The following is a 12,964-nucleotide window of genomic DNA, read 5'->3' as shown; positions in this document are numbered from 1 at the left end:
ATGCACGACACACCCGCCACAGCCCGCCACGTCCCGGTCGTCATCGTCGGCGCCGGCATCAACGGCATCGGCACGTTCCGCGACCTCAGTCTCCAGGGCGTCGACTGCCTGCTGATCGACCGAGGCGACTTCTGCTCGGGCGCCAGCGAATCGTCCTCGCGCCTGATGCACGGCGGGCTGAAGTACCTGGAGACGGGCGAGTTCCGACTGGTGCGCCAGTCGGCGGAGGAGCGCAACATCCTCCTGCGCAACGCCCCGCATTTCGTCACGCCGCTGGAGACCGCGCTGCCCGTGCGCTCCTGGTTCGGCGGCATCGTCCCCTCGATCCGCCGCTTCCTCGGCCTGAAGGCCAGGCTCAACGACCGCGGGGCGATCATCACCAAGCTCGGCCTGACGATGTACGACGCCTTCGGCCGCCGCTTCCGCACCATGCCGGTGCACCGCTTCATCGGCGGGCGATGCGCGCGGGCCGAGCTCGCGGGGCTCGACCCGGCGATCACCGCGGTCGGCCTCTACTACGAGGCGCGCCTCGACCACGCCGAGCGGCTCGGGCTGGAACTCGTGCTCGACGCGCTCGCCGACAATCCCGGCAGCGAGGCCCGCAGCTACGCCGGCGTTCGCGCGCAGGCGGACGGGGCGATCGAGATCGAGGACCGGCTGAGCGGTGCGCGCGAATGGGTGCGCCCCGACGTGGTGATCAACGCGGGCGGCGCCTGGATCGACGGCGTCAACGCCGCGCTCGGCCTCAACACGCGGCACATGGGCGGCACCAAGGGCAGCCACGTCGTGGTGGAGCACCCCGAGCTCCTCGCGGCGCTGAACGGGCGCATGGTCTATTTCGGCTCGGCCGACGGCCGGGTGAACCTCCTCTACCCGTTCAAGGGCCGCGTCCTGATCGGCTCCACCGACATTCCGGTGGCCGATCCCGACGAGGCGCGCGTCAGCGAGGCGGAGATCGCCTACCTGATCGCGGTGGTGCGCGAGGTCTTCCCCGCGATCGCGATCGCGCGCGACGACGTGGTCTACGCGTTCTGCGGGGTGCGCCCGCTGCCCAACGCCGACGTGGACGACCCCGGCGCGATCAGCCGCGACCACTCGATCGCCGAGGAGCGCCTGCCCGGCGCCGACGTGCCGGTCCTGTCGCTGATCGGCGGCAAGTGGACCACCTATCGCGGCTTCTCGGAGGAGGTCGCGGACCGGGTTCTGGCGCGGCTCGGCGTCCGCCGCCGCGCCTCCACCGCCGAGCTCGCGATCGGCGGCGGCCGAGACTTTCCGGCCGACCCCGCCGCGCGCGCGGCGCTGGTGCGCGAGCTTGCCGCCATGGCCGCCTCGCCGGAGCCCGTGGGCGAGCGCCTGCTGCGCCGCTACGGCACCCGCGCGCGCGCGGTCGCGGCCGCGATCGGCGCGTCGGACCGCCGGGCGCTGGACGCCGCGCCCGATCACCATGTGGCCGAGATCGCGTGGATCGCGGCCAACGAGAAGGTCCGCACCGCGGACGACATCCTGCGCCGGCGCACGGACCTCGCCCTGTCGGGCCGGGTGACACCCGCGCTGGAGAGCGAGGTCGAGGCGATCCGCCTCGCCGCCGCCGCCTGAACCACGTCCAGCCGGATCGGGAAGGGGTCCGGCATTCCAGGGAGGAATGCGCGATGCGCTACGACTACGCCTCGATCGGCTTCTACACGTTCGACTGCCTGGGCCGCCCGGTGGGCGCCATCCCGCCCGGTGGCGGCACGCAGTTCATCGAGGAGATCGACCTCGCCGTGTCGGGCGCCGCCGGGGCGGCGGTGATCGCCGCCGCCAAGCACGGGCTCCGCTGCCTGGCGGTGGGAGCCGTCGGCGACGACCTGATGGCCGGCTGGGTGCTCGACCGGATGGCGCAGTTCGGCATCGACATCTCCACCATGCAGCGCCTTCGGGGCGTCGGTACCTCGACCTCGATCGTGCTGACCCGCGCCGACGGCTCGCGGCCCGCACTCCACATGAAGGGTGCGACCGGCGCCTTCGTGATCGGGCCCGACATGCTGGACCAGGTGCTGGACGCGACGGTCGTGCATATCGGCGGCGTCGGGCTGATGGATCGGATGGACGGCGAGCCGAGCGCCCGGCTCTTCGCCGAGGCCAAGCGCCGGGGCGCCGTCACCACGGTGGACGTCTTCGCGGCGGCCGAGAAGGACCTCGCCAACGTCGTCGGCCTCCTGCCGCACACCGACTACTTCCTCCCCTCGATCGAGGAGGCGCGCGTCTTGTCCGGGCTGGAAGAGGTCGAGGACGTCGCCCGCTTCTTCCTGGACAAGGGCGTCACCTGCTGCATCCTGACGCTGGGCGAGAACGGCGCCTACTATCGCCACGCCAACGGCGACCGGTTCCTGATGCCGGCCTTCGACATCGAGATGGTCTGTTCCTGCGGCTGCGGCGACGCCTTCAACGCGGGGATCGCCACCGGCCTCGTGCGCGGCATGGACCCCGAATCCATGGTGCGCTTCGCCCAGGCGACCTCGGCGCTCAACGCGACCGGCCTCGGAAGCCAGGCGGGCGTCACCTCCTTCGACGAAACGCTGGCCTTCACCCGGCGCGCCACGCGCCCCTCGCAGATCGAGATCCACGGTGTCAGCCGCACGGCGGCCTGACGCGGCGGCCGTGACGCGGGGCGCCGGCGGCCGGCCCGGAACGGGAGGCTGACCGATGGGCTGGCGTGCGCGCGCCGGCTCGCCGGGGCTGTCCGCGCAGGCCGGCGAGGGGCTAAGGCCGGACGAGACCTCCTCGCGCGAAAGGCAGACCGTGTCCTCCATCGACAGCGACGACATCAAGGCGCGCGCCGCCTGGCTCTACTACATGGAAGGGCTGACGCAGGACCAGGTCGCCAAGATACTGGGCGTGACGCGCACCCGCGTCCTGCGCATGCTGGCGGCCGCGCGCGAGGACGGTACCGTGCAGATCCGCGTCACCTCGCCGATCGCCCGCTGCGCCCGGCTGGAGCGCGAGGTGCGTGCGCGCTTCGGCATGGAACGCGTGGTGGTGGTGCCCGATCCGCAGGACGAGGGGCAGCTTCCCGCCATGATCGGTGCGGCGCTTGGCCAGCTCCTGCCCGACCTCCTCGCCGACGGCATGACCATCGGTCTCGGCTGGGGCCGCACCCTGTCCTCGTCGCTGCCCTTCGTCGAGCCGATGGGCTACGGGCGCTCGACCACGATCTCGATGCTGGGCGGGCTCACCCATGTCAGCCTGTCCAACCCGTCCGAGTTCGCCTGGCGCTTCGCCGATCGGATCGGCGGCGACTGCTACATGCTGGCGTGCCCGGTCTTCGCGCCCGACCGGGCGACGCGCGACGCGCTGCTCGGCCATCGCGGCATCGCCGAGGTGTTCCGGCGCACCGACCGCCTGGACCTCGCCATCCTCTCGGTCGGCGACTTCACGCGCGACTCGATCTTCGTGCGCTACGGGCTTTTGGAGCGCGCCGACCTCGACGGTCTGGAGCGGGCCGGGGCGGTGGGGGACGTCCTGTGCCGCTTCATCGACGCGGACGGGCGCGTCCTCGACCATTCGGTGAACGACCGCGTGCTGGCGGTGGATCCGCGACGCCTCGCGGACGCGCGTCGCACGGTCCTGGCGAGCGGCGGCTGGTCGAAGTTCCCGGCGATCCGGGCGGCCATGTCGCTCCTGTCGCCCGAGATCCTGGTGACCGACGAGCGCACCGCCGAGCGGCTCCTGGACGGCTGAAAAACGCGCAACCGCGGTTTTGAACTCTTGTCTTTTGAAAAAGACAAATGTACTTTGCTTCGTATGGGAGGAACCCGATGACGATTCTGCAGGTGGGCCTCGCGGCCGAACTCCAGGCCTATGCCGACCGGAACGGCCCGGTCACGGTGGGTCTTGCCGGCTCCGGCCAGATGGGCACCGACATGGTCGTGCAGCTCACGCTGATGCCGGGCGTGCGCCTCGGGGCGCTGTCGGAGCTGAACGTGGCGGGCGCCGAGGCGGCGCTGCGCATGGCCGGCAGCGAGTTCGCCCATGCCAGCGGCGTGGCCGACATCGACCGCGCCATCGAGAACGGCAAGGTGGCGCTCACCGAGGACTTCAAGGCGCTCTGCGCCTCCGGCCACGTGGACGTGGTGATCGACGCCACGGGCAACCCGAACGTCGGCACGCTGATCGCGCTGGAGGCCTTCCGCAACGGCAAGCATGTCGTGATGCTGAACGTCGAGGCCGACATCACCATCGGCCGCTTCCTGCGCGAGGAGGCGGCCAAGGCGGGCGTCGTCTACACGGGCGCGGCGGGCGACGAGCCGGCGGCCACCATCGAGATCGTCGGCTTCGCCCAGTCGCTCGGCCTCGACATCGTGTGCGCCGGCAAGGGCAAGAACAACCCGCTGAAGTTCGACGCGACGCCCGACGCCTACGAGGAGGAGGCCGCGCGGCGCAACATGAACGCCCGCATGCTGGTGGAGTTCGTGGACGGCTCCAAGACCATGATCGAGATGGTCGCCGTCGCCAACGCCACGGGGCTCGTGCCCGACGTTCCGGGCATGCACGGCCCGGCCGCCACGCGCGACGAGCTCGCCTCGGTGCTCTGCACCCGGGAGGATGGTGGCGTGCTGTCGGGGCCCGGCAAGGTGGACTATTCCATCGGCAAGGGCGTCGCGCCCGGCGTCTTCTGCATCGTGAAGCCCCGGCACGAGCGCGTGCTGGAGCGCATGAGCGACCTCAAGATGGGCCCGGGCCCGAACTACACGATCTTCCGCCCCTATCACCTGACCTCCCTCGAAGTGCCGCTCTCGGCGGTGCGCGCGGTGGTCAAGGGCGCGCCCGACCTGATCCCCGCCGACCGTCCGGTCGCCGAGTGCGTCACGCTCGCCAAGCGCGACCTCGCGCCCGGCGACACGCTCGGCAAGATCGGCGAGTACGACTATCGCGGCTTCGCCATGACCTGGGAGGGGGCGCGCGACGAGGGGGCGCTGCCGCTGGGCCTGGCCGAGCGGGCCCGCGTCATCAAGCCGATCAAGGCCGGCGAGAAGCTGACCTACGCCAACTGCGAGCCGGACGACAGCCTGGTGATCACCCAGATCCGTCGCCGTCTCGACCAGGCCGACGGGCGCTTCGCGACGGCGGCCGAGTGATCCGATCAGGAGAGGCATCCCATGTCCGCCATCCCCAAGGCATCCGAAGTCGCCGAGGCCGCGCCGGCCGCCGGCGCCGGACGTGAGGGCGACAACCGTCCCTTCGCCTTCCGCCACTTCGAGCCGGCCGTCCTGAAGGACGCGCTGCGCCAGATGCACCTCATCCGCCGCTTCGAGGAAGGGGCGGAGGAAAGCTACACGCGCGGCCTGATCCACGGCACGATGCACCTGTCGATCGGGCAGGAGGCCTCGGCGGTCGGCACCTGCCTCGCGCTCACCGACACCGACCAGATCACCTCGACGCATCGCGGCCACGGGCACTGCATCGCCAAGGGCGCCGAGGTCGGGCGGATGTTCGCCGAGTTCTTCGGCAAGGAGACGGGCTATTGCCGCGGGCGCGGCGGCTCGATGCACATCGCGGACGTGACCAAGGGCAACCTCGGCGCGAACGGCATCGTCGGCGGCGGCCTGCCCATCGCGGTCGGCGCCGCGCTCTCCATGAAGATGCAGAAGCGGCCCGACGTCGTGGTCTCGTTCTTCGGCGACGGCGCCAACAACGAGGGCGCCTTCCACGAGGCGCTCAACATGGCCTCGATCTGGAAGCTGCCGGTCGTGTTCGTGTGCGAGAACAACAAGTACGGCATGTCGGTCTCCACCGAACGGTCCACGGCGGTCAAGAACATCGCGGAGCGCGCGGTGGCCTATTCGATGCCGGGCGTCACGGTGGACGGCAACTCGCTGTCCGACGTGTCGGAGGCCTCCGTCGCCGCGATCGAGCGGGCGCGGCGGGGCGAGGGCCCCACCCTGATCGAGTGCAAGACCTATCGCCATCGCGGCCACTCCAAGAGCGACCGCAACCGCTATCGCACCAAGGAGGAGATCGACGACTGGATCGGCAAGGACCCGATCGGCCGCTTCGAGGCCGAGCTGATCCAGTACGGCATCCTCGCCGAGGGCGAGATCGAGGAGATCCGCGAAGGGGTCGAGCGCGAGATCGCGGACGGCATCGAGTTCGCCAAGAACTCGCCGTCCCCCGACCCGTCCGACGCGACGCGTTTCGTCTACACGGCCTGAGCGGCCGACCCCAAGGAACCACCCGGATGAGCGAACCTGCGAACGCGGCCGGCGGCCGCGAGCTTTCCTATGCCCAGGCGATCCAGGAAGCGATCGCGATCGCCATGGAGGAGGACCCCCGCGTCTTCATCATGGGCGAGGACATCGGCGTCTACGGCGGTGCCTTCCAGGTGACCGGCGACCTCGTTCACCGCTTCGGCGCCGACCGCGTGATCGACACGCCGATCGCCGAGCTCGGCGGGGCGGGCGTGGCCGTGGGCGCCGCGCTCACCGGCATGAAGCCGATCTACGAGTTCCAGTTCTCCGACTTCGCCACGCTCGCGATGGAGCAGATCGTCAACCAGGCGGCCAAGCTGCGCTTCATGCTGGGCGGCAACGTCTCGGTGCCGCTGGTGATGCGCTTTCCCGCCGGCTCGGGCACCGGCGCGGCCGCGCAGCACTCGCAGAGCCTCGAGGCCTGGCTCGGCCACGTGCCCGGCCTCAAGGTGCTCCAACCCTCCACGCCGCACGATGCCAAGGGGATGCTGCTCGCCGCGATCGACGACCCCGACCCGGTGATGATCTTCGAGCACAAGATCCTCTACAAGTCGAAGGGCATCGTCCCCGAGGGCCGCTACACCGTGCCGATCGGCAAGGCGGCGGTGGTGCGCGAGGGGCGCGACCTGACGATCGTCGCCTCTGCGATCATGGTCCACAAGGCGCTCGCGGCGGCCGAGGAGCTGGCGGAGGAGGGCATCGACGTCGAGGTCGTGGACCTTCGCACCGTGCGCCCGATGGATCGCGAGACGATCGTCGCGAGCGTGATGAAGACCGGCCGCCTCGTCTGCGTCTACGAAGGCGTAAAGACGCTGGGCGTCGGCGCCGAGATCTCGGCGATGATCGCCGAAAGCGAGGCCTTCGACTATCTCGACGCGCCGGTGGTCCGCCTGGGCGGGGCCGAGGCGCCCATCCCCTACAATCCCGAGCTGGAAAAGGCGGTGGTGCCGCAGGTTCCCGACATCGTCTCGGCCGTGCGCGCCCTGCACAAGAGGGAGCGCTGACGCCATGCCGACCGAAGTGATCCTGCCGAAGGTCGACATGGACATGGCGACCGGCCAGATCTCGCGCTGGTTCTACAAGGAGGGCGACGCGATCCGGAAGGGCGAGCCGCTCTTCGAGATCGAGACCGACAAGGCGGCCATGGAGGTGGACGCGCCGGCGAGCGGAACGCTGCGCAACGTGACGGGCGCCGAGGGCGTCGACATCGCGGTGGGCGCCCCCGTCGCCTGGATCTACGCCGAGGGCGAGGCCTTCGATCCGGCCTCCGCGCCGGGGCGCGTGCCCGTCGAGGTCGGGCCCGACCCGGACGTCGAGACGGACGCGGCTCCCGTGTCCGCCGACGCGGTCGCGACCCCGGCGAACGGCCTGGTCGGGAAGACCTGCTGTGCCCAGCCGGGCGGCGAACGCCGGGGCGTGCGCGCGACGCCGCTCGCCCGCCGCATCGCCCGCGAGCGGGGCGTCGATCTCGCCACCGTCACCGGCACCGGGCCGCTCGGGCGCATCGGCCGCGACGACGTGGAGCGGGCCGCGACGGCGGAGGCCGCGTCGGCGCCGGCGGGCGGGTCGCAGGTCCGCGCCGAGCCTCAGCCTCTCGCCCGCGCCCCCGATAGCGGGCCGGCCTCGCGCGTTTCCGCGCCCGCAGCGGAGGCCGATACGCCGCTGGCGGTGGTGCGTCTGCGCGAAGGCGCGGGCGTCCCGGTCGTTCTGATCCACGGCTTCGGCTCGGAGTCGGCAAGCTGGCGTCCGCTCCTGTCGGAGATGGGCGAGGGCGGCGCGGTGCTCGGCATCGACCTGGCAGGTCACGGTGCCTCGCTTGACCGCGAGGCGGACGGGTTCGCCGCGCTGGTCGCCGGGGTGGAGGAAACGCTCCTCGCGCTGGGGCTCGCGAGCTGCCATCTGGTCGGCCATTCGCTGGGCGGCGCGGTGGCGACGGCGGTGGCGAGCGGCACGGCGAGCGACGTGCGCTCGCTGATGCTCCTGTCGCCGGCCGGCTTCGGCCCGGACATCGACACGGGCTTCACCGAGGGCTTCGCGCGCGCCACGCAGGAAGCGCCGGTGCGCGCCTGGCTGCGCCACCTGGTGGCCGACCCCGCCACGCTGTCGGACGGCTTCGTGCGGGCCACCGCGCGCGGTCGCGCCGACGGGCGGCAGGCCGAGGCGCAGGCGCGGCTGGGGACGCGCCTCTTCTCCAACGGCACGCAGCACCTTTCGGTGCGCGATCTTGCGGCGGGGCTCTCCATGCCGGTGAAGATCGTCGCCGGCGCCGAGGACCGCGTGGTGCCGGCGCGCCACTTCGCCGGCCTGCCCGGGCGGATCGCCTTGCATGTGTTCCCGAGGACGGGACATATGCCGCAGATCGAACAGAAGGGCGACGTCGCCCGCCTGCTCCGCGAGCTGACGCGCTAGCCGCGCCGGCCCCGGGGCGGGGCATCCGAAAGGGCGGACATGGCGCGATTCGACGGCATCATCTTCGATTGCGACGGCGTTCTTGTGGACAGCGAGGTCCTGGCGCGCCGCGCCATGCAGTCGGTCTACCGCCAGGCCGGCATCGAGGTCACGGCCGAAATGGTCAACGCCATGGTCGGCATGAAGATGGCCGACATCCTCCGGGGCATCGAGGCGCGCACCGGACGCTCGCTGGCGGCCGACTACCACCCGCGCTTCTGGACCGAGACCAAGGCGCTGTTCAACGCCGAACTTGCCCCGACGCCCGGCGTCGTCGCGTTTCTCGAGGCCTCGGACCTGCCGCGTTGCGTCGCCTCCTCGTCCGACCACGAGCGCATACGCCACAGCCTGCGAGTGACCGGCCTCGACCGCTTCTTCCGAGACGAGGCGATCTTCTCCTCGCACGACGTGAAGCGCGGCAAGCCGGAGCCCGACCTCGTGCTCCACGCCGCCGCGCGCATGGGCTTCGACCCGGCCCGCAGCCTGGTGATCGAGGATTCGCGCTTCGGCATCCTCGGCGCCAAGTCCGCCGGCATGGTCGCCTACGGCTTCCTCGGCGGCGCCCATCTCCTGGCCAACACGGGCGACGCCCTGCGCGAGGCGGGAGCCGACTTCGTCGCCCGCACCTGGGACGAGATCGCCGCCGCGATGGCCGGCCGAGGATCGGTGGACCCGGCGTTCAAGCCCTAGCCGTCTTCCTTCCGGGGCTGATAGACGTTCGCCTCGCCCGGAAAGCGCCGGTCGGCGACCGCTTCGGCATAGGCCGATATGGCCGCGTCCATGTCCTTGCCGAGATCGCCGAACCGCTGGACGAAGCGCGGGACGCGGTCGTTGAAGCCGAGCATGTCCTCCAGCACGAGGATCTGCCCGTCGCACTGGGCCGAGGCGCCGATGCCGATCGTCGGCACGGCGATCTGCCCGGTGATCTCCGCGGCCAAGGGCTCCACCACGCCCTCCAGCACCACGCCGAAGGCGCCCGCCTCGGCGACGCTCCGCGCGTCCTCCTGGAGGCGGCCCCAGTCGCTCCGATCGCGGCCCTGCGTCCGGAAGCCGCCGAGGGTCATCACGGCCTGCGGCGTCAGGCCGACATGGGCCAGCACCGGCACGCCGCGCGTCGCGAGGAAGGCGACCGTCTCCGCCATGGGCTGACCGCCCTCGAGCTTCACCGCGGAACAACCGGTTTCGGCCAGGAGGCGCGACGCGTTGCGGAACGCGTCCTTGGGGCTGCCTTCGTAAGAGCCGAACGGCATGTCGACCACGACCAGCGCCCGCTGCGTCGATTTGGCGACGGCCCGCCCGTGCAGGATCATCATCTCCATGGTCGCCCCGAGCGTCGACGGCAGACCGTGCTCGACCATCGCCACGCTGTCGCCCACGAGGACGATGTCGGCGTGGCGGTCGACGAACCGCGCGGTGAGGGCGTTGTAGGCGGTGAGCGCCACGATGGGGCGCCCACCCTTGCGGGCTCGGATATCAGGGACGGAAAGGCGCTTCTGCGCGATCTCGACGCTCATGCGGCGGGCCCTCCGGTGGCGAGGTCGGGTTTCAGTTCGAACTGGTCGATCAGCACCACCGAGCCGAGCCGGGCGGTCACGAGCAGCACGGCCGGACCGTCCGCGACACGCCGGAGCGCGCCGAGCGTCGCGCTGTCGCAGAGGTCGCAGGACAGGAGGGCGATCGACGGTTCGCTCGCCGCGCGCGCGCGCACGGCCGAAAGGAGCGTCGCGGCGTCGCGCTCTCCGGTCTCGAAGAGGCGCTTCGCGTCCAACATCGCCTGATGGACCACCGGCGCGACGCGCCGCTCGGCGGGCGTGAGGCGCAGGTTGCGAGACGAGGCGGCCAGGCCGTCCGCCTCGCGAACGGTGGGAACGCCGACGATCGTGGCGCGCATCGACAGGTCGAACGCCATGCGTCGGACGACGGCGAGCTGCTGAAAGTCCTTCTCTCCGAAATAGGCGCGGTCGGGCTCCACGATGTTGAGCAGCTTGGCGACCACGGTCGCGACGCCCCGGAAGTGCCCGGGACGCTGCTCCCCGATCAGGATCGACGAAAGCTCGGCGACCTCGACGACGGTCCGAAGCGGCTCGGGATACATCTCCTGCATCCCGGGATGAAACACGGCGTCGACCCCGTGCGAGCGGCAGAGTTCGAGATCGTGGTCGATGCGGCGCGGGTAGGCGTCGAAATCCTCGTTCGGGCCGAACTGCGTCGGGTTCACGAAGATGCTGACGATGGTCACGTCGTTCTCGGCACGGCATCGCTCGACCAGCGCCATGTGGCCGTGATGCAGGGCCCCCATGGTCGGAACGAAGCCGACCGTCCGGCCGGCCCGCCGATGGGACGAAACGAACCCACGCAGGTCCGCGCGCGTCGAGATGCTCTGCACGATGGAAGCCACCCTCCCCATGGATAGGCCGCTTTTGTCAGCATCTCGACGCGTTGTCAGCCCTTGCGGCGGTCACACCGGCTTGCGTGGCGAATGGATCGCGCCCAGGCGGGCCGCGCGAGCGGACCCTGATCCGTCCTGTCCCCCGAACCGTTCAAGCGGGGCTCGCGCTCTCCGCCAGATGCCGGAGCAGGCTGAGGGCCAACGGCTCCAGTTCGGTCCGGGCTCGCGTACAAAGGAGGAGGCGCCGCGTCGCCCACGGGTCAGTCAGCCGGAGGCAGCACAGCGGCATCGTGCGGCGGGCACGCCGGGCGGCGAACTCGGGCATGATGCCGAATCCGACGCCGTCCGCGACCATTCGGGCGACGCCGTCGAAGGTCCGCACGAAGACGCGCGGACGCAGACGAACGCCCACGCTCTCGGCCTCGAGGCGGAGTTGCACCTGGAGGGCGCCATCGAACCCGACCATGGGCTCGGGCGCGATCTGCGCGAACGCGACGCGCTTGGCCCCGGCGAGCGGGTGATCGCGGACGACCACGAGGGCCAGACGATCGATCGCGAAGGGCAGGGTGGCGACGCCGCTCACGTCGGCCGCATCCGACACGACCCCGATCTCGGCCCGCCCGCCGGCCACCGCCTTCACGATGTCGGGGCTCGGACGCTCCGCAAGGTCGATGTCCGTTCCCGGATGCCGCGCCAGGAAGGGTCCGAGACGCTCGGGCAGCCATCCAGCCATGGCGGCCGAGTTGGCGAGCACGCGGACTGAGCCCCTGAACCCCTTCGCATGGTCGGAGAGCTCGGCCTGCATCGCGCCGACCTGGCGCAGGACGAGGCGGGCATGGTGCGCGAGCGTGTCGCCCGCCCTCGTCGGCACGACGCCGCGCCGATTGCGCAGGAGCAGGGGAACGCCGGCTGCGGCCTCCATGTCGCGAAGTCGTTCGCTTGCCGCTGCAAGCGACAGGTTCGCGGCCCTCGATCCGTGCGTGATGCTGCCGGCATCCACCACGGCGAGAAACAGGCGGAGGTCGGCCAGATCGAAGCGCATGGCGCACGGTGGCATGCGGGAAGGGTTCGGAACAGCCGAAGGGTGATGCCGCCGCTTCCGAATTGCGCCAGTTCGTCCGATCGGTGGAATGGCGGGATGCAACAGGACCTTCCCCTCCTCGCCGCGATCACGGCGACCTTCTTCGCCGCCGGCATCGTCAAAGGCGTGACGGGCATGGGATTGCCGACCGTGGCCATGGGCGCGCTCGGCGCCTTCCTGTCGCCGCTCGCCGCCGCCTCGCTGCTGCTGGCGCCGTCCTTCGTGACGAACGTCTGGCAGCTTCTGGCCGGCCCGCGCTTCGCCGTGCTGATGCGAAAGCTCTGGCCGATGATGCTGGCGATCGTCGTGGGGACGGTGCTGGGTTCGTCGCTCCTCGCCCGAGGCGACACGCGGACGACGACGACGGCGCTCGGCGTCGCCCTCGTCGCCCATGCGGCCTACTCGCTGTTCGGCCGACCCGTTCGCGTTCCCGAAAGGCTGGAGCGCCTCGCCTCGCCGGTCGTCGGGTTCGTCACGGGTATCGTCACGGGGGAACCGGCGTCTTCGTCATCCCCGCCGTCCCCTACCTTCAGTCGCTCGTCTTCGCGAAGGACGAACTGGTCCAGGCACTCGGCCTGTCCTTCACCGTGTCCACGATCGCGCTCGGCGTCGGTCTCGGCTGGAACGGGGGAATCGCGCGCGACGGCTGGCTCGCCTCGGTCCTCGCGGTGGTTCCCGCCCTCGCGGGGATGCAGGTCGGTCAGGTGGTCCGGACCCGGATCAGCCCTCTCGCCTTCCGCCGCGTGTTCCTCGCGTTCCTGCTCCTTCTCGGCCTGGAGATGGCTTCGCGATCGTTGCTCTGACGGCGACGGACGGCCT

11 protein-coding genes and 1 pseudogene are annotated in these 12,964 nt (G+C 71.1%); 9 read left to right on the top strand and 3 right to left on the bottom strand.

All coding sequences use genetic code 11. The annotated features are described in order from the left end of the window. The 8 genes from D3218_RS06995 (at position 1) to D3218_RS06960 (ending at position 9,365) form a co-directional block, all read left to right on the top strand. Positions 1 to 1,596, top strand: a complete 1,596-nt coding sequence (locus D3218_RS06995) for a glycerol-3-phosphate dehydrogenase/oxidase (RefSeq protein WP_119539182.1) — start codon at positions 1 to 3, stop codon at positions 1,594 to 1,596. Positions 1,597 to 1,649: 53 nt separating this feature from the next. Beyond that, on the top strand, positions 1,650 to 2,630 hold the full coding sequence (locus D3218_RS06990) for a carbohydrate kinase family protein (RefSeq protein ID WP_119539181.1): 981 nt from the start codon (positions 1,650 to 1,652) through the stop codon (positions 2,628 to 2,630). A 55-nt stretch (positions 2,631 to 2,685) separates the two neighbouring features. After that, positions 2,686 to 3,720: a sugar-binding transcriptional regulator gene (locus D3218_RS06985; protein ID WP_119539180.1), complete on the top strand. Its 1,035-nt coding sequence runs from the start codon at positions 2,686 to 2,688 to the stop codon at positions 3,718 to 3,720. A 77-nt stretch (positions 3,721 to 3,797) separates the two neighbouring features. After that, the gene (locus D3218_RS06980) at positions 3,798 to 5,117 is read left to right on the top strand and encodes an NAD(P)H-dependent oxidoreductase (RefSeq protein WP_119539179.1); all 1,320 of its coding nucleotides are present in this window, start codon (positions 3,798 to 3,800) and stop codon (positions 5,115 to 5,117) included. 21 nt (positions 5,118 to 5,138) lie between these two features. Continuing rightward, positions 5,139 to 6,191 (top strand): thiamine pyrophosphate-dependent dehydrogenase E1 component subunit alpha, encoded by a 1,053-nt coding sequence (locus tag D3218_RS06975; RefSeq protein WP_119539178.1) that lies wholly within the window; start codon positions 5,139 to 5,141, stop codon positions 6,189 to 6,191. Positions 6,192 to 6,217: 26 nt separating this feature from the next. After that, positions 6,218 to 7,231: an alpha-ketoacid dehydrogenase subunit beta gene (locus D3218_RS06970; RefSeq protein WP_119539177.1), complete on the top strand. Its 1,014-nt coding sequence runs from the start codon at positions 6,218 to 6,220 to the stop codon at positions 7,229 to 7,231. Positions 7,232 to 7,235: 4 nt separating this feature from the next. Next, entirely contained in the window at positions 7,236 to 8,636 is a 1,401-nt protein-coding gene (locus D3218_RS06965) for an acetoin dehydrogenase dihydrolipoyllysine-residue acetyltransferase subunit (RefSeq protein ID WP_119539176.1), read from the top strand. 39 nt (positions 8,637 to 8,675) lie between these two features. Next, a complete protein-coding gene (locus D3218_RS06960) occupies positions 8,676 to 9,365 on the top strand; it encodes an HAD family hydrolase (protein WP_119539175.1) in 690 nt (229 codons plus the stop codon). On the opposite strand, the gene panB is transcribed toward D3218_RS06960, so the two are convergent. From panB to D3218_RS06945, 3 genes are all read right to left on the bottom strand, one after another. Further along, positions 9,362 to 10,189 (bottom strand): 3-methyl-2-oxobutanoate hydroxymethyltransferase, encoded by an 828-nt coding sequence (panB, locus tag D3218_RS06955; RefSeq protein WP_119539174.1) that lies wholly within the window; start codon positions 10,187 to 10,189, stop codon positions 9,362 to 9,364. The genes D3218_RS06960 and panB overlap by 4 nt on opposite strands. Further along, on the bottom strand, positions 10,186 to 11,061 hold the full coding sequence (gene panC, locus D3218_RS06950) for a pantoate--beta-alanine ligase (protein ID WP_119539333.1): 876 nt from the start codon (positions 11,059 to 11,061) through the stop codon (positions 10,186 to 10,188). Before panC ends, panB begins: the two co-directional genes overlap by 4 nt. Before the next feature lie 154 nt (positions 11,062 to 11,215). Beyond that, complete coding sequence (locus D3218_RS06945; RefSeq protein WP_119539173.1) at positions 11,216 to 12,106, bottom strand: LysR family transcriptional regulator; 891 nt, start codon at positions 12,104 to 12,106, stop codon at positions 11,216 to 11,218. Between the two features lie 96 nt (positions 12,107 to 12,202). Here D3218_RS06945 and D3218_RS06940 point away from each other — a divergent pair. After that, positions 12,203 to 12,948 (top strand): annotated as a pseudogene (locus D3218_RS06940) (sulfite exporter TauE/SafE family protein). Positions 12,949 to 12,964 lie beyond the last annotated feature (16 nt).

Origin of the sequence: Aureimonas flava (assembly GCF_003583935.1) — a bacterium.
GTDB classification, from domain to species: domain Bacteria; phylum Pseudomonadota; class Alphaproteobacteria; order Rhizobiales; family Rhizobiaceae; genus Aureimonas; species Aureimonas flava.
The sequence above is the reverse complement of the archived record's forward strand: the minus strand, read 5'-3'. Positions and strand labels throughout refer to the sequence as shown.